This is a genomic window from Streptomyces sp. NPDC017056, from assembly GCF_044332485.1.
GTDB lineage: Bacteria > Actinomycetota > Actinomycetes > Streptomycetales > Streptomycetaceae > Streptomyces.
On the sequence record NZ_JBIRPD010000001.1, the window covers coordinates 517,187 to 532,314 of the forward strand.

16 protein-coding genes and 1 pseudogene are annotated in these 15,128 nt (G+C 73.7%); 6 read left to right on the forward strand and 11 right to left on the reverse strand.

Features of this window, described 5'->3' with window-relative positions; translation table 11 throughout:
* Positions 1–40: 40 nt before the first annotated feature.
* A complete protein-coding gene (locus ACH4OW_RS02400; protein WP_398024286.1) occupies positions 41–2,266 on the forward strand; it encodes a molybdopterin oxidoreductase family protein in 2,226 nt (741 codons plus the stop codon).
* On the opposite strand, the gene ACH4OW_RS02405 is transcribed toward ACH4OW_RS02400, so the two are convergent.
* From ACH4OW_RS02405 to ACH4OW_RS02420, 4 genes are all read right to left on the reverse strand, one after another.
* A complete protein-coding gene (locus tag ACH4OW_RS02405; protein WP_398024288.1) occupies positions 2,208–2,666 on the reverse strand; it encodes a nuclear transport factor 2 family protein in 459 nt (152 codons plus the stop codon). The two genes, ACH4OW_RS02400 and ACH4OW_RS02405, sit on opposite strands and share 59 nt — an antisense overlap.
* 116 nt (positions 2,667–2,782) lie before the next feature.
* Positions 2,783–3,238 carry a MarR family winged helix-turn-helix transcriptional regulator gene (locus ACH4OW_RS02410; protein WP_398024290.1) on the reverse strand — a complete coding sequence of 152 codons (456 nt, stop codon included), beginning with the start codon at positions 3,236–3,238 and terminating at the stop codon, positions 2,783–2,785.
* Between the two features lie 102 nt (positions 3,239–3,340).
* Positions 3,341–4,357 carry an adenosine deaminase gene (locus ACH4OW_RS02415; RefSeq protein WP_398024292.1) on the reverse strand — a complete coding sequence of 339 codons (1,017 nt, stop codon included), beginning with the start codon at positions 4,355–4,357 and terminating at the stop codon, positions 3,341–3,343.
* Between the two features lie 195 nt (positions 4,358–4,552).
* Positions 4,553–4,834, reverse strand: coding sequence for a hypothetical protein (locus ACH4OW_RS02420; protein WP_398024294.1), 282 nt, complete (start codon positions 4,832–4,834; stop codon positions 4,553–4,555).
* 57 nt (positions 4,835–4,891) lie between these two features.
* Between ACH4OW_RS02420 and ACH4OW_RS02425 the strand changes: the two are divergent.
* Together ACH4OW_RS02425 and ACH4OW_RS02430 are read left to right on the forward strand one after the other, a co-directional pair.
* Positions 4,892–5,655, forward strand: a pseudogene (locus ACH4OW_RS02425) (DUF5753 domain-containing protein).
* Positions 5,652–5,864 (forward strand): DUF397 domain-containing protein, encoded by a 213-nt coding sequence (locus ACH4OW_RS02430; RefSeq protein WP_398024296.1) that lies wholly within the window; start codon positions 5,652–5,654, stop codon positions 5,862–5,864. Before ACH4OW_RS02425 ends, ACH4OW_RS02430 begins: the two are co-directional and overlap by 4 nt.
* A gap of 63 nt (positions 5,865–5,927) precedes the next feature.
* Here the strand turns inward: ACH4OW_RS02430 and ACH4OW_RS02435 are convergent, their stop codons facing one another.
* On the reverse strand, positions 5,928–6,362 hold the full coding sequence (locus tag ACH4OW_RS02435; protein WP_398024298.1) for a gamma-glutamylcyclotransferase family protein: 435 nt from the start codon (positions 6,360–6,362) through the stop codon (positions 5,928–5,930).
* Positions 6,363–6,488: 126 nt separating this feature from the next.
* Between ACH4OW_RS02435 and ACH4OW_RS02440 the strand changes: the two genes are divergently transcribed.
* A complete protein-coding gene (locus ACH4OW_RS02440) occupies positions 6,489–7,193 on the forward strand; it encodes a vancomycin high temperature exclusion protein (protein WP_398024299.1) in 705 nt (234 codons plus the stop codon).
* A gap of 35 nt (positions 7,194–7,228) precedes the next feature.
* Here the strand turns inward: ACH4OW_RS02440 and ACH4OW_RS02445 are convergent, their stop codons facing one another.
* Together ACH4OW_RS02445 and cutA are read right to left on the reverse strand one after the other, a co-directional pair.
* The gene (locus ACH4OW_RS02445; RefSeq protein ID WP_398024301.1) at positions 7,229–8,260 is read right to left on the reverse strand and encodes a trypsin-like serine peptidase; all 1,032 of its coding nucleotides are present in this window, start codon (positions 8,258–8,260) and stop codon (positions 7,229–7,231) included.
* A 1-nt stretch (position 8,261) separates the two neighbouring features.
* Positions 8,262–8,558: a divalent-cation tolerance protein CutA gene (gene cutA, locus ACH4OW_RS02450; RefSeq protein WP_360122109.1), complete on the reverse strand. Its 297-nt coding sequence runs from the start codon at positions 8,556–8,558 to the stop codon at positions 8,262–8,264.
* Positions 8,559–8,862: 304 nt separating this feature from the next.
* On the opposite strand from cutA, the gene ACH4OW_RS02455 reads away from it, so the two are divergent.
* Positions 8,863–9,195, forward strand: coding sequence for a cupin (locus tag ACH4OW_RS02455; protein ID WP_360122112.1), 333 nt, complete (start codon positions 8,863–8,865; stop codon positions 9,193–9,195).
* Between the two features lie 17 nt (positions 9,196–9,212).
* On the opposite strand, the gene ACH4OW_RS02460 is transcribed toward ACH4OW_RS02455, so the two are convergent.
* The 3 genes from ACH4OW_RS02460 to fes all read right to left on the reverse strand — a co-directional run bounded on the left by ACH4OW_RS02460 (position 9,213) and on the right by fes (position 11,868).
* Positions 9,213–9,998 (reverse strand): TSUP family transporter, encoded by a 786-nt coding sequence (locus tag ACH4OW_RS02460; RefSeq protein ID WP_360122115.1) that lies wholly within the window; start codon positions 9,996–9,998, stop codon positions 9,213–9,215.
* Positions 9,999–10,114: 116 nt separating this feature from the next.
* Positions 10,115–10,354 (reverse strand): hypothetical protein, encoded by a 240-nt coding sequence (locus ACH4OW_RS02465; protein ID WP_398024304.1) that lies wholly within the window; start codon positions 10,352–10,354, stop codon positions 10,115–10,117.
* Positions 10,351–11,868 (reverse strand): enterochelin esterase, encoded by a 1,518-nt coding sequence (gene fes, locus ACH4OW_RS02470; RefSeq protein WP_398024306.1) that lies wholly within the window; start codon positions 11,866–11,868, stop codon positions 10,351–10,353. Before fes ends, ACH4OW_RS02465 begins: the two co-directional genes overlap by 4 nt.
* A 246-nt stretch (positions 11,869–12,114) precedes the next feature.
* Between fes and ACH4OW_RS02475 the strand changes: the two genes are divergently transcribed.
* Positions 12,115–14,115, forward strand: a complete 2,001-nt coding sequence (locus tag ACH4OW_RS02475; RefSeq protein ID WP_398024308.1) for a glycoside hydrolase — start codon at positions 12,115–12,117, stop codon at positions 14,113–14,115.
* Between the two features lie 53 nt (positions 14,116–14,168).
* On the opposite strand, the gene ACH4OW_RS02480 is transcribed toward ACH4OW_RS02475, so the two are convergent.
* Positions 14,169–15,110, reverse strand: coding sequence for a beta-ketoacyl-ACP synthase III (locus ACH4OW_RS02480; protein WP_398024310.1), 942 nt, complete (start codon positions 15,108–15,110; stop codon positions 14,169–14,171).
* Positions 15,111–15,128 lie beyond the last annotated feature (18 nt).

Consider the following 15,128-nt stretch of genomic DNA (forward strand, 5'->3'; position numbering starts at 1 on the left):
CCCCGGACCAGCGGAAACACGAGCGCCGCAGGCTGGCGGCATGAACGCCGCCACCCCCCGCTCCACCGCCGCCCCGGCGGCCCCGCCCCGGGGCGCGCACGTGGACACGCACTGCCCGTACTGCTCCCTCCAGTGCGGCATGGCCCTGCGCCGCACCCCGCAGGGCGCCACCGGAGCCCCCGCCGAGGTCGTGGAGCGTCCCGCCTTCCCCGTCAACCGCGGCGCCCTGTGCGGCAAGGGCCGCACCGCCGCCGAACTGCTCGCCCCGGGGGCCCGGCTGACCGAGCCCCTGGTAAGGGACGCGGCGACGGGCCGCCTGGTACCGGCGGACTGGGAGACGGCGCTGGACCGGGTGGCCGACGGGCTGTCCCGTACCGGCGCCGGATACGGCAGGGACGCGGTGGGTGTCTTCGGCGGGGGCGGGCTGACCAACGAGAAGGCGTACGCGCTGGGCAAGTTCGCGCGGGTGGTGCTCGGCACCTCGCAGATCGACTACAACGGCCGGTTCTGCATGGCGTCGGCCGCCGCCGCGCACCAGCGGGCCTTCGGCCTGGACCGGGGGCTGCCCTTCCCGCTCGCCGACGTCGCCCGCACCGGCTGCGTCGTCCTCGTCGGCTCCAACCTGGCCGAGACGATGCCGCCCGCGCTGCGCTACCTGACGGAGCTGAAGGAGAACGGCGGCCGGCTGATCGTCGTCGACCCGCGCCGTACCCGCACCGCCGAGCAGGCGGACCTGCACCTGGCGCCGCGCCCCGGCACCGACCTGGCGCTCGCGCTCGGCCTGCTGCACCTGGTGGTGGCCGAGGGGCGGACGGACGAGGCGTTCATCGCGGCGCGTACCAGCGGCTGGCCGGCGGCGCGGGCGGCGGCGATGGCGCACTGGCCGGAGCTGGTGGAGCGGATCACCGGCGTGCCGGTGCCGCAACTGCGCGCCGCGGTGCGGATGTTCTGCGAGGCGGACGGGTCGATGGTGCTGACGGCGCGCGGCCCCGAGCAGCAGTCGAAGGGCACGGACACGGTGGGCGCGTGGATCAACCTGTGCCTGGCGACCGGGCGCGCCGGCCGCGAACGCTCCGGTTACGGGTGCCTGACCGGCCAGGGCAACGGGCAGGGCGGGCGCGAGCACGGCCAGAAGGCGGACCAGCTGCCGGGCTACCGCAAGCTGGCCGACCCCGCCGCGCGGGCCCATGTGGCGGGTGTGTGGGGCGTACCGCCCGAGTCCCTCCCCGGCCCCGGACGCAGCGCGTACGAGCTGCTGGACGCGCTCGGCCGGGACGTGCGCGCCCTGCTCCTGATGGGCTCCAACCCCGTCGTCTCCGCGCCCCGCGCCGCCCACGTGGAACAGCGCATCCGGGACCTGGACTTCCTCGCGGTGGCCGACGTGGTGCTGTCGGAGACCGCGGCGCTCGCTGACGTGGTCCTGCCGGTGACCCAGTGGGCCGAGGAGACCGGGACGACGACGAACCTGGAGGGCCGGGTGCTGCTGCGGCGCCGCGCGCTGGACCCGCCGCCGGGCGTACGCACCGACCTCCAGGTCCTCAATGCCCTCGCCGCCCGCCTCGGTTGGGAGAAAGGATTCCCCACCGACCCGGAAGAGGTCTTCGGCGAACTGCGGCGCGCCTCGGCCGGCGGCCCGGCCGACTACGGCGGTATCACCTACCGGCGGATCGCCGCCGAGGACGGCGTCTTCTGGCCCTGCCCCGACGAGGAGCACGCCGGCACGCCGCGCCTCTTCCTCGACCGCTTCGCGACGCCCGACGGCCGGGCCCGCTTCGTGCCGGTCACCCACCGCCCGGCGGCCGAGGAGCCCGACGACCGGTACCCGGTGGTGCTGACGACCGGCCGCGTACTGGCCCAGTACCAGTCGGGCGCGCAGACCCGCCGCGTACCGGACCTGAACGCCGCCGCCCCGGGCCCTTACGTGGAGATCCACCCGCGGCTGGCCCGGCGGTACGGCATCGAGGACGGCCACCCGGTGGCGGTCACCTCCCGCCGCGGCCGCGCGGTGGCCCCCGCCCGCTACAGCGAGGCGATCCGCGCCGACACGGTCTTCATGCCCTTCCACTGGCCGGGCACCGGACGCGCCAACACCCTCACCAACCCGGCCCTCGACCCGACGTCGGGGATGCCGGAGTTCAAGGTGTGCGCGGTGCGGGTGGAGGCGGTGGACTCCGAAACCGGCGGGGAAGAAGAGGCAGGACCGAACCTCACGGCCTGCACGCCTCCGCGATGGACAAGCTGTTCTCGTAAAGGTGATGGCGGGTGATGCGCCCGTCCTCGACGGTGAGGCGGAGCGCGAAGGGACCCTCGAAGCTCTTGCCCGTGGCGCGTACGGTTCCTGCGACGTGTCCGGTCACGACGGCGTCGGTGCCGTCGACCAGGAAGGCGTCGAGTGCGGCACGGGCGTCCTCGGGGACGGTGTGGGCGGCCAGTTCCGCCGCCTGGGCGGCGCATTCGGCGGCCGTGTGCCGGGGGCGGATCCACGGGACGGCGGGGTTCTCGGCGAGCTGCCAGTCGACCTCGTCGGCGAACAGCTCGGTGAGCCGCCCGGTGTCCCCGGCCAGCCGGGCAGCGAGGAACTGCTGCACGACGGCCCGGGTGGTCTGGGCGACCGGAGGCCGGTCCGTGGCCGTACCCGGAGTGTCGGCGGTGGGGTCGGCGGTCATGGCTCTCTCCTCGCGGCTGCGGCCGGGCCCGGCGGGGGTTCCCGCCGGTACGCCCGATGCTGCCGGGTGCGGGGAGGCCGGTCGATTACCCCGGGGGTAAGGGGCCGACCGGCGGCTCAGTGGTGCCACATCTTCCCGTCCACGTTGTGGATCATCCGCTGGAGCACCTTGAGCGTCCGTACGTACTCCTCGTCGCTGATGCCGTCGTGGATCGTCGCGCGCATCTCCTTCTGGAGCGCGGCGCACCGGGCGTGCAGGTCCGCGCCCTCGGCGGTGAGGTGCAGGCGGTCGCCGTCGGCGGCGGCGAGGCCCCGGCCGAGGAGGGCGCCGACGGCCGCGTCGATGCCGGCGGCGCCGACGTCCAGGTAGCCCTTGAGCATGTCGGTCACCTCCGCCCGGTCGCGGCCGTCCGGGTGGCCCACGAGCTGGTTGAGCACCCACCACTGGGGCTGGCTCAGCCCGTGGCGGGCCAGCCCCGTGCGGATGTGCGTGACGGCTGCCGTGTGCGCGGCCCAGGCCCAGTAGCCGATGGGCTGGCCGGCGAGTTCGGCGTCGCTGTGCGAGTACTCCATGGTCGTGTCCTCGTCTCCCGGCGCGGGTGTCGCGCCGCTGAGGAAGAACCTAGGAACTCAACCGGACTTGAGGTCAACAGTGGCCCCGGTCACGCGCCTGCGTCACGCGCGGCCGTGCGCCTCGACCTCCTTGAGGTACGCCTCGCGGGTCGGCTCGTCCAGGAAGGACGCGCGGAAGGAGTTGCGGGCGAGGGTGCGCAGCGTCTCCTCGTCCAGGTTCAGGGCGTCGCGTACGGCGGTGAAGTTGTCGTCGGCGTAGCCGCCGAAGTAGGCGGGGTCGTCCGAGTTGACGGTGACCAGCAGGCCGGCGTCCAGCATCGCGGGCAGCGGGTGGTCGGCCAGCTCGTCGATGACGCGCAGCCGGACGTTGGACAGCGGGCAGACGGTCAGCGGCACCTGGTCGGCGACCAGGCGGGCGACCAGCTCCGGGTCCTCCAGGCAGCGCACGCCGTGGTCGACGCGGTCCACGCCGAGAATGTCCAGCGCCTCCCAGACGTACGCCGGCGGGCCCTCCTCGCCCGCGTGCGCCACGCACTTGAGCCCGGCCTCCCGCGCCAGCGCGTAGACCTCCTTGAACTTCGACGGCGGGTGCCCGACCTCCGCCGAGTCCAGGCCGACGGCGGTGATCCGGTCCAGGTAGGGGCGGGCCGCCTCGAAGGTGGCGAGGGCCGACTCGGCGCTCTCGTCGCGCAGGAAGCACATGATCAGGCGGGTGGTGATGCCGTACCGCTCCTCGGCGGTGTCCAGGGCCCGCGTCAGGCCCTCGATCACCGTGCCGACGGACACGCCGCGCGCGGTGTGCGCCTGCGGGTCGAAGAAGATCTCGGCGTGCCGGACGCCCTGGCCCTGCGCGCGCGCCAGGTAGGCGTCGGCGAGGTCGGCGAAGTCGTCCTCGGTGCGCAGCACCGCCATCAGCGCGTAGTAGAGGTTCAGGAAGGACTGGAGGTCGGTGAAGGAGTAGGCGCGGCGGAGGTCGTCCTCGGTGGCGTACGGCAGGGTGACGCCGTTGCGCTCGGCGAGGCGGAAGGCCAGCTCGGGTTCCAGGGTGCCCTCGATGTGAAGGTGCAGTTCCGCCTTGGGGAACGGGGAGCCGGCCGGGGCCGAGGAGGTGGGGGGCACGCTGGGATCACACCTGTCTACTGCTGGGACTGCCGGGGGGGTGCCGGAACCATCAGGGTCACCGGGGCTGCCGGGGCCTGTGTGGTTCGAGCAAGTGGTCCAGGTTAACGGGGCGGGGACGTCGGCACGGCGGACGGGGTGTCCGTACGGCGTGCCGTGCCCGCGGTCAGCGACGGGTGGCGCCGCCGCGCTCTCTCACTGCTGCGCCTTGGCAGGCGTGGAGTAGACGTTGGCCGGCTCTTCCGTGAGCTTCACGAACTTCTTGTGCTCGTACTCGTCCGCGTGGGCGCGAATCCACACGTCCAGGTGCCTGGCGGAGTCCCAGTCGTTCGAGCGGACGCCACACTTCGTACCGTCGATTTCGGTGACGCATTCGGCGCCACCGCTGGTGCGCACATGGAGCACGCCGTCGTGTCCGCGTGAGCGCATGAGCCGGGCGAGCTTCACCCGGCCGGGGCCGGGGTTGAAGTTGGTCATTCGTGACCACCGTTCGTGGGGGAACGTCGGTATGCGATCGAGTCGCGCATTCCGGGTATGAATCCGGCGGCAGGACCGAAGGCGGCGTTCGGTGCTCGTTTGCGTAGCGCGCGAGAGGCACGCGGGTGGAAACAGGACGCAAACCGCCAACGCTTCGCTTTTCGCGCGCAGTGGACACCGCCCTTGGGCTGGCGGGAACCAGCGATTCATTCGAACGCACATGGGCGGAGATCCGCAACGGCAGCTTGCTGGAGGGATTTCCGGAATACCTGGGGCAGGAGGCTCGCGCGGCGGAGATCCGGCTGTTCGAAGTAGGAGCGATTCCCGGACTGCTCCAGACACCGGAGTACGCGAGCGCCTTGGAAGAGGGCAACGTACGGCGAGGCACGATCAGCGATGAACAGGCCTGCGAGCGGGTCGACTTCCTGGTGGAGCGCCAGGCGTCCCTGGCGCGGCGCGTGCCGCCCGTGGTGATCGCGGTCCTCGACGAAAGCTGCATCCGGCGACCGATCGGCGGTCCGGCCGTCATGGACGCCCAGTTGGCCCGGCTGGTCGAGTTCGCCGACCAGCCGGACACCACTCTCCAGGTGGCTCCCTACGCCATGGGCGAGCGACGCCCGTTCAACCGATCGGTCAACTTGTTGACCCTGCCTGATCGCTCCGTGGTTTCCTACGTCGAGTCGGAGACCCACGGGCGTCTGGATCGCGAACTGACCTCCGTGCTACCGCTGGTGAGGGCTTACCATCAGCTACAGGCGGCCTCACTGTCTCAGGCGGAATCAGTAACCATGATCCACCACATACGGAAGGGCACCTCGTGACCACCGACCCCCGAACCCTCATCTGGTCCAAGTCTTCCTACAGTGGCAACGGTGGCTCCTGTGTCGAATGGGCCCCGGCACAGGCGACCACCGGCATAGTTCCCGTCCGGGACAGCAAAAACCCGAGCGGCCCCGTTCTCTCCGTCCCCACCCCTTCGTTCGCGGAGTTCATCGCGGGCGTCAAAGGTGGCGCGTTCTCCGCCACGTGATGCGGCGCGGTAGCGCTACCCGGCCTTGAGCCCCGCCGCTCCCCCATCGGAGTGGCGGAGTTCTCAGTGTGCTCGTCCGCGCAGCCAGTCGCCGCCCGGGACCGGTGTGCCGGACGCGCGCAGTTGCCCGGCCAGTGGCTCGGCCGCCACGTACAGCCATGCCCGTACGGTCTCGCCGTCCGCGCGCTCGGCCCGCCAGGCGACCCGCTCGTAGAGGTTGCCGGGCGCGCCCGGCACGTAGCCCTCCAGTCGGTCCAGGGCGGCGCGCACCTCGTCGTGGACGTCCTCGCGCGGCTGTACGAGGTCGCCGTGCACGACCGCGTCGGCGGGGCCCGCCACGGCGTACGGGTAGCCTGGCCCCTCGTACAGCAGCACGCCCCTGACCAGCGCGGACTCCTCGGCTGCCGTCCGCCCGCGCAGGCACCGGGCGTGGTTGGCCCGGCCGGGGCGCAGCGTTCCGTAGACGAAGAACGGCAGGCGCTCGGGCTCGGTGGGCATCCGGCGGCTCCTTCGGCTCGGGGGCGGGCCGGGCGGCGGTGTCCGGGCTCTTTTCGTTTCCGCAACCATGCCAGGCCCCGGTGCGTCGCTGCTTGCGGCGGTAACAAGAGCAACGGGGGACAACGGATGACACGGCGGACACAGCGGACACAGTGGATACGACGGGCGGCGGGGCGTTTGCGGCTGCCCGGGACGCGGCGCGGGCAGCGGCGCGCCTTCCAGGTCGCCGTGCTGGCCTGTGTGCTGGCACTGCTGCCCGCGACGTGGATGAACGCGGCCGGGGGGTCGCGGGTACGGACGGTCGAGGACGTCCCGGCGGCGCCGGTGGCCGTCGTCTTCGGCGCGGGGCTGTGGGACGGCGAGCCGTCCCCGTACCTGGCGCACCGGCTGGACGCGGCCGCCCGCCTGTACGAGCGGGGTACGGTCCGCGCCGTCCTGGTCACCGGCGACAACAGCCGCGAGGACTACGACGAGCCGGACGCCATGCGCGCGTACCTGGTCGCGCACGGCGTTCCGGCCGGCCGGATCGTCAGCGACTACGCGGGTTTCGACACCTGGGACTCCTGCACCCGCGCCCGCCGGGTCTTCGGCGTGGACCGGGCCGTCCTGGTCAGCCAGGGCTTCCACATCCGGCGCGCGTTGGCGCTGTGCGGCGCGGCGGGCGTCGAGGCGTACGGGGTCGGTGTCGACGACCGCCACGACGTGACCTGGTATTACGGCGGCACCCGTGAGGTGTTCGCGGCGGCGAAGGCGGCGGCGGAGGCGGCCGTGCGGCCCGACCCGCACTTCCTGGGGCCGCGTGAGGACGGGGTGGCGGCGGCCCTGCGGTAGGCGTACCGCGTCCGGCGGGCCGCCGCCGTGCGGCATCAGCCCATGATGGCGCGGGCGTAGAGCCGGAAGACCTCCCGGCCGTAGTACGGGCTGTAGGAGGTCCGGTCGCTGTCCGGGCCCGACGGGCCGCCGCCGTTGAGGCCGCCGAGGTTGCCGACGACGTAACCGGTCTTGGTCCGCTCGTCGAACCGGCTCAGCCAGGGGCTGCCCGAGGTGCCGCCGTAGAAGCCGCCGCACTCCATGCGCAGCTGGCGGTAGCCGGTGAGCCTGGTGGTGCGCACGGCGCACCGTACGGCCTGGTCGGCGGGGTCGTTGCGGACGGACGGGTAGCCGATGACGGTGACGTCGGTGGCGTAACCGGGTGTGCGGGCCAGGAAGTTGCCGCCGGTGACCGTTTCCAGCGCGCGGCCCCGGCTGTCGGGTTTGACCGTCGCGAACGCGAAGTCCAGGTCCGACCCCGGCCCGGTGCCGGTGAGACCCGGGTCGGTGAAGCCCCGTTCGACGGCCCAGACGCCGTACGGCTGTTCGGTGGCGCCGGAACGATACTGCGGGACGAATGCCGCGCGCTCGCCCGGATCGCAGTGCCCCGCCGTGAGGATCAGGTTGCGACGCGGGCTGCGGACGACGCTGGCGGTGCAGTGGTGCGCCCGCGCGTCCTTGTCGATGGAGAAGAGCACGCCGACGGAGGGGATGCCGTCGAAGTGCCGCGCGGACCCGGCGGCATCGGGCGCGGCCGCCGTGGCACGCGCGGCGGGCGCCGCCGAGCCCTTCGCGGTGCCCGCCCCCGACGGGGACGCCCCCGCCATCCGCCCGGCCGTCCAGTACTGCGTCGCGGCCTCGCTCGTCCAGCCGCCGCCCGCGTCATCGTCGTCGGCGGTCGCGCCGCTCGCGGGCGCCATGACGCAGCACAGGGCGAGCCCGGCTCCCGCTGCCGTCACCCGGGCCCACGCGGGCCATCTCCGCCGCGCCCTGCGGTGGTGCCCCGTACGGCCGTGGCGGGACCCGTCGCCCGCCGTACGGCCGTCCTCGTCCGCCGTCCCGCGTCCCGTGCCGGATCGCCGTCCCATGTCAGCTCGTCTCCTCCGTGACCCAGGCCAGGTAGCCGGCGCCGCCGCGCGTGACCGGCGTGGCGATGATCTCCGGCGTGTCGTAGTCGTGCGCCTGGAGGAGGTACGCCTCCAGCGCCTCGTAGCGCGCGGCCGCCGTCTTGAACAGCACCTGCCACTCCTGTGCCGTCTCGACCGCCCCGTCCCACCGGTACACGGACGTGACGGGCGCGCCGATCTGCGCGCACGCCGCCACCCTCGCCTCGATCGCGCCGCGCGCCAGCGTCTCCGCCTTCGCCGCGCTGTCGGTCGTCGTCATGACGGTCAGGAAGCCCGCGGGGCCGCCGTTCGTCCCTTCGGCAGATCCGCCCTGCCGGCCTTGCTCCGCCGGTTCGCCTCGCACCGGAACGCCCCCTTCGGGCCCTGGTGGGTGATCAGTTCTCCCGCATCGTACGGACCGCCGCGATCACCGTCCCGGACCACCGGCCATTCGGCAGCCGACCGGCCACCCGTCAGGATGGACCGCGCCCCGCGCCGGTGCGGTCGGCGGGGCCGGAACGGGTACCAGTAGCGGCACCGGCGCCGGCCCCGGCGCCGCTGACCACCGACCGAAAGGCCGCGTCATGGACGACCTCGCCTCGCTCGCCCGCCACCAGCTCGACGACGCCAGGGCTTCCGCGCACGGGCGCAGCGCCCACCTCTTCCTCCAGGACGGCCCGCTCCGGCAGACCGTGATCGCGCTGATCGAGGGCGCCGCGCTGGACGAGCACACCACGCCGCCGGCCGCCAGCCTCCAAGTGCTGCACGGCCGGGTCCGGCTGACCGGGACGAGCGACGACCGGGACCTGATCGCCGGACAGGTCGTACCGGTCCCGCACGAGCGGCACGGCCTGAAGGCTCTCCAGGACTCCGCCGTCCTGCTGACCGCGGTCACCGCGACGAAGTCCATGAACTGAGCCACCGGTCCGCCGGCTCAGGCCAGCCATTGGTCGAAGGCCAGCTTGCACAGCAGTGACACGACGACCACGACCAGCACCCCGCGCACGAACCCGGCGCCGCGCTTGAGTGCCATGCGGGCGCCGGCCATGCCGCCGGCGAAGTTGAACACGGCCAGCAGCGCGCCCAGTTGCCACAGGACCGTGCCCTGATAGGCGAACATGGCCAGGGCGCCGATGTTGGTGCAGACGTTGACGACCTTGGCGGTGGCCGAGGACGTGACCAGGTCCATGTGCAGGATCGCGGCCAGCGCGACGACGAGGAAGGCGCCGGTGCCGGGGCCGATCAGGCCGTCGTAGAAGCCGATGCCCAGGCCGGCGACGAGTACGGCGGCCAGCACCCGGCGCCGCGTGACGGGCCCCGAGGGCGGCGGCGCCGTGCCGAAGGCCGGGCGGAGGAGGACGAACGCCAGCACGCCCACCAGCACGGTCATGATGAGCGGGCGCAGCACCTCGCTGTTGATGCCCGCCGCGAAGAACGCGCCGCCCAGCGACCCGCCGAGCGCGGCCAGGCCGATGCGCAGGGCGGTGCGCAGGTCGATGGGGGCCTTGCGTACGTAGGTGACGGCCGCGGCGGCGGTGCCGACGACGGCCGTGGACTTGTTGGTCCCCAGGACGTACGCGGCGGGCGTGTGCGGCAGGCCGACGAGCAGGGCCGGCAGGAGCAGGAGACCGCCGCCGCCCACGACGGCGTCGATCCAGCCGGCCGCGAGGGCCGCCACGCACAGCAGGAGGAGCGTCGTCAGGGATATGTCAGCGGGCACCGGCCGATCTTATGGAGCCCACAGGGGTAGTTGAGGCCGGCGTGGCAGGAGTCACAGGAGATGCAAGAAGGGTGGGCGCCCCGCCCCGGCACTGGTGGGGCGGGACGCCGCGTCCGTCACCCGGCGAGGGCCTTGGTACGCCGGTGAGGACGGTCTGTGGCGGGCCGCTGCGGGCGGCCGGTGGCGCGGGACGGCATCGTCCGGCCCGTGCAGGTGCGTTGCGGGCGGTCCGGATGGCGTTCACCGGCCCCGTCCGCCGCCGGCTTGGCGGTACGGAAGCGGGGCGTCCGCAGGATGGCGTGATACGCGCGGGACTTGAGCACGTAGTAAGCGAGGCGGGGCTTGAACGGGTTCATGCGAACCCCGGCCCCGGCGCGGCGCCTTCGGGCGCGCGGTCCGGCCGCCCCAGCAGGTCGGCCAGCCCGTCCGCCAGACCGCCTGCCCAGCAGGCGTAGTCGTGGCCGCCGGTGTACTCCGTGTACGCGACGGGATATCCGAGCGCACGCAGCGTGGCGTCCAGTTCCCCGGCCCGTTCGCGCATGTCGCCTTCGTACCGGCCGACGCGCAGGTGCACCCGCAGGTCGCGGCGGCCGCCCCTGGCGTACTCCTCCGTCATCCAGGAGAGCCGCCCCGCGACGTCCGCGCCGCCCACGGGCCCGGCGCCCTCCGGCCGCCACCACAGCGAGGGCGACTGGGCCAGCACCTTGCCGAACCGGCGCGGCGCGGCGAACCCGGCGTACAGCGCGGTGAGCCCGCCGAGACTCTCGCCGGCGACGACCGTGCGCGACGGGTCGAACGTCACCGGCAGCCGGGCCGCCGCCCAGGGCAGCAGTTCGGCGGCGAGGAAGTTCGCGTACGCCTGCCGGCCGCCGAACTCGCGGGCGCGGGTGGCGTTGTCCACGGCCTCCGGCGCGAGCACCACGAGGGGCGGCAGGACACCGTCCGCGATCAGCCGGTCGAAGAGGTTCTGCACGCCGAGCCGCCCGAACCACATGTCGCCGTCCAGGAGCACCAGTGTGTCCGCGCCGCCGTCCGGGAGCGGCCCCGGCGGCAGGTACGTCCACACGTCGCGGCGGGCGGCGAGCGCGGCGCTGGTCAGCCGGTGGCGCCGCACCGTGCCCCGGCTCCCGGCCCCGGGCGGCCGTACGCGGCCCGTCCACGGCTGCCACGGCTGGGGCGGCGCGTCGGGCAGCTCGAACACCGAGCTGCCCTCGCCGCGCCAACGGGACGGGACCGTGCGGGCGTTGAGCGGGTCGGGCCCGGCCGAGGCGGCCAGCGGCAGCAGCCGCGCCTGGAAGTCGTCCGCCGCCTCTCCGGCCGGCGGGCAGGCGGCCCGGTCGCGGCCGCCGGTCCCGGTGTCGGGCGCGACGAGGTAGGAGCCGCGGTGGTCGGAGCGGAGCCGGTAGGTGAGGTGCCAGACGTCGGTGCCATGGACGCGGCGCATCAGGCTGCCCGCCAGGTGCGAGCGGTCCACGAGGCGGTTGGCGAGGAGGAGGACGCGCCGGGTCTCCTCCGTGCCGCGCCACAGGAAGGTGACGGCCCGGTGCCCGGGGTCCCACGGGATCGGCTCGACGAGCGGGGTGCCCTGCGCCTCGGCATCGGCCCAGAACTCCCGTACGGCGGCGTCCTGTCCGCCCGCCACGGACGCGGCCAGGGCCACGATGCGCGGGCTGTCGACGATTTCGGCCGGTGCCGGGCGCGACGTGCGCGGCGGCGCAGCGGGCGCGGCGTGTGCCGCCCCGGTGCCCGCCGGTCCGCCGGAGGGTGCGCCCGGCACCGTCCCCCGTGCCGCCCCCGTCGCCGTGCCCGCCACTGCGCCCGGCAGGGTTCCCCCTGCCGCGCCCGTCGACGTGTCCACCGATGCCTTCATCGACGCTCCCATCGACAACCCGCTTTCCCGCCCGGCGCGCGGCCCGGCACTGACGACTTCGGCCGGGGCCGTACGCACGGAGCGGCGACCTCGACTTAGGTAAGGCTAACCTAATCCCAATCAGGGTGGTCCGACAACACCCGCAGGACCGACACCTCCCGCAACCCCCGCCCCGAGCACCCCGCCGACCCCACGGACGCCCCGCCTCTTAAAGAGTTCTTAACTCCGCCCACTATTCACGTGTCCATGGATTCCAAGATCGCCCCACGCGGCGGCCGCACCCGTACCCGCACCGGTACGCGGGTGCTCGCCGCCTCCCTCGTCCTGACCGCGACGGCCACCGTCGGCGCCTCCGGATGCAGCAGCCAGGCCGTGGCCGGCACCGCCGCAGGGCGGCACGTCGACATCCCCGTCAAGGGCGGCACGGCCACCGTCGACACCGGCTCCCTCGCCGTCAACGCCCGCACCACCGACGGCAAGACCCTGGAACTGTCCGCACCCGCCGGCACCGGCCTGGGCACACCGGGCCCGGTCCGGCGCACCGGCGACGGCGCCCGCTGGAGCTACCCGGACCGGGGCCTGACGGTGACCGCGCGCGCGGACCACGGACGGCTGCGGATCAGCATGAAGGCGGACCGCGACGGCTCGGTCACCTGGCCCGTCACCGGCACCGACCGGGCCGCCTCCGCCGTACAGCTGCCGCGCGGCGAGGGCCTGGACATCCCCGTGCGCGACACCTTCTGGAACTCCGCCGAGGGCGGGCTCACCGGCGACGCGATCGACGTCGGCGGCGGACTGGAACTCCCCCTGTGGGGCTACACCATGGGCAGCGGGCACGGCGTCAGCTACCTCGCCCCCACCGACCTCGGCACCTCGCTGAAGTTCCGCTCCGAGGGCGGGCAGCTGCGCACCTCCACCACCCACGACTTCAACGGCGGCGACGGCACCCGCGACTACACCGTCACCCTCGCCCTCACCGACGGCAACCCCGTCGCGCCCGGCGCCGACTACCGCGCCTGGCTCGGCGAGCACGGACAGCTCGGCAGCCTCCGCGACAAGATCGGGCAGAATCCGGCCAACGGCAAGCTGCTCGGCGCCTTCCACGCCTACGTGTGGGGCGACGCGCGCAAGGCCGCGGGCGTCGAGCAGCTGCGCAAGCTGGGCGTGGACCGGATGTGGCTCGGCTACGACGCCGGGCCCGACCCGATGGACGCGGCCGCCGTCAAGGCCGCCAAGAAGGCGGGCTACCTCGTCGGCCCGTACGACTCGTTCGCCAACGGCCAGGACCCGAAGACCGCCGACTCCCCCACCTCCGCGTGGCCGGGCACCGTCTACCCGGACTTCTGCGTCCAGGACGCCAAGGGCAAGCCGCAGACCGGCTTCGGCAACCGCGGCTGCTACCTCGGCTCACGCGCCTTCGAACAGGCCGAACCGAAGCACCACTACCTCGCGGACCGCACCCGCGCCATGACCGCCAACGGCGCCGACAGCTACTTCCTCGACGTCGACGCGACGGGCGAGGTGTTCCGCGACCACAGCGCGGGCCACCCGATGACCAAGGCCCAGGACCGCGACAGCCGCCTCGCCCGGATGCGGCGCCTCGCCAAGAACCTCGTCCTGGGCTCGGAGAGCGCCCAGCCCTGGGCGAACAAGGTGCTGGCCTTCGACCACGGGGCGGCCACACCGGTCGCCGACGGCCTGTGGAAGCTCCAGCGCGACAAGGAGACCTGGGGCGGCTACTACCCGCAGAACGCCCCCAAGACCTTCTTCAAGCCGGTAGAGCTGCCCGCCGGCCTGGCCAAGGCGATGTACGACCCGGTCTACCGCGTACCGCTGTACGAGACCGCACTGCACAGCTCCCTCGTCAACGCCGAGCGCTGGGAACTGTCGTACGACAAGCTGCCGCGGCAGAAGACCGACCGCGCGCTGCTCGCGATGCTCTACAACATCCCGCTGAACTACGTGCTCGACGGCCCGTCCCTGAAGAAGTCCGGCACCGAACTCGCTGCCCTCCAAAAGTACTTCTCGCCCCTGCACAAGGCCGCCGGCACCGAGAAGCTCACCTCGTTCCGGCGACTGACCGGCGACAACCTGGTCCAGCGCACGGAATTCGGCGGCGGCAAGCTCACCGTCACCGCCAACTTCGGCAAGACGCCCCACGCCGGCCTCCCCGGCGGCTGCGTGGACGCCAAGCTCCGCGGCGATCAGCAGCCCCGCCGCCTGTGCCCGGCGCAGCTCACCGGCTGAGCGCGGAACCGGGGCGGGTGCCGCGCGACGGCGCCCGCCCCGGCACGTCGCCCCTACGGGCAGTCCACCACCTGCCCCGCGAAGGACAAGCCGCCGCCGAAGCTCAGCAGCAGGACGGGGCCGCCGGACGGCAGGTCGCGGCGCTCGACCATCTTGGACAGGGCGAGGGGGACGGACGCCGCCGACGTGTTGCCGGACTCGACCACGTCCCGGGCTATCACCACGTGCTCGGGCAGGTCGAGCTGCTGCACCACCGCCTCGATGATGCGCAGGTTGGCCTGGTGGGTGACGACGCCGGCGAGGTCGGCGAGGCCGATGCCGGCCCGCTCGCACGCCTCGGCGGCCAGCGGGGCCAGCTCGGTGGTGACCCAGCGGAACACCGTCTGCCCCTCCTGCGCGAACCGCGGGTGCCAGTCGTCCACCAGGCGCACGGCCTGGGCGCGCGTCGGGTCGGAGCCCCAGACGACGGGCCCGATGTGCGCGGACTCGGCGGCGCTCACGACGACGGCGCCGGCGCCGTCGCCGAGCAGCACGCACGTACTGCGGTCGGTCCAGTCGGTCACGTCGGACATCTTCTCGGCGCCGATGACCAGGGCGTGCCGGGCGGCGCCCGCGCGGACCGCGTGGTCGGCCGAGGCGAGCGCGGTGCAGAAGCCGGCGCAGCCGTTGTTCAGGTCGAAGGCGACGGGCGAGGGGATGCCGAGCGCGGCCGCGACCTGTGCCGCGGTCGACGGGCAGCGGTCGATGTTCGAGCAGGTCGCCACGGTGACCATGCCGATGTCGCCGGGCTCCAGCCCGGACGCCGCCAGGGCCTTGGCCGCGGCGGCCGTGGCCAGGTCGGCGACGGACTCCTCGTCGGCGATGCGGCGGGTGGCGATGCCGGTGCGCCGCCGGATCCATGCGTCGCTGGTGTCGACCATCCCCGCCAGGTCGTCGTTGGTCAGGACGCGGGACGGCTGGTAGTGGCCCGTCGCGGCGATGCGGGTTCCCGGCATGGTTGCTCTCCTCGGCTT

Coding starts and splice junctions, on each gene's coding strand:
- ACH4OW_RS02480 (WP_398024310.1), bottom strand. CDS start 15,110: ATGCCGGGAACCCGCATCGCCGCGACGGGCCACTACCAGCCGTCCCGC.
- ACH4OW_RS02475 (WP_398024308.1), top strand. CDS start 12,115: ATGGATTCCAAGATCGCCCCACGCGGCGGCCGCACCCGTACCCGCACC.
- ACH4OW_RS02410 (WP_398024290.1), bottom strand. CDS start 3,238: ATGGAGTACTCGCACAGCGACGCCGAACTCGCCGGCCAGCCCATCGGC.
- ACH4OW_RS02465 (WP_398024304.1), bottom strand. CDS start 10,354: ATGAACCCGTTCAAGCCCCGCCTCGCTTACTACGTGCTCAAGTCCCGC.
- ACH4OW_RS02420 (WP_398024294.1), bottom strand. CDS start 4,834: ATGACCAACTTCAACCCCGGCCCCGGCCGGGTGAAGCTCGCCCGGCTC.
- fes (WP_398024306.1), bottom strand. CDS start 11,868: ATGAAGGCATCGGTGGACACGTCGACGGGCGCGGCAGGGGGAACCCTG.
- ACH4OW_RS02445 (WP_398024301.1), bottom strand. CDS start 8,260: ATGGGACGGCGATCCGGCACGGGACGCGGGACGGCGGACGAGGACGGC.
- ACH4OW_RS02435 (WP_398024298.1), bottom strand. CDS start 6,362: ATGCCCACCGAGCCCGAGCGCCTGCCGTTCTTCGTCTACGGAACGCTG.
- cutA (WP_360122109.1), bottom strand. CDS start 8,558: ATGACGACGACCGACAGCGCGGCGAAGGCGGAGACGCTGGCGCGCGGC.
- ACH4OW_RS02455 (WP_360122112.1), top strand. CDS start 8,863: ATGGACGACCTCGCCTCGCTCGCCCGCCACCAGCTCGACGACGCCAGG.
- ACH4OW_RS02400 (WP_398024286.1), top strand. CDS start 41: ATGAACGCCGCCACCCCCCGCTCCACCGCCGCCCCGGCGGCCCCGCCC.
- ACH4OW_RS02440 (WP_398024299.1), top strand. CDS start 6,489: ATGACACGGCGGACACAGCGGACACAGTGGATACGACGGGCGGCGGGG.
- ACH4OW_RS02405 (WP_398024288.1), bottom strand. CDS start 2,666: ATGACCGCCGACCCCACCGCCGACACTCCGGGTACGGCCACGGACCGG.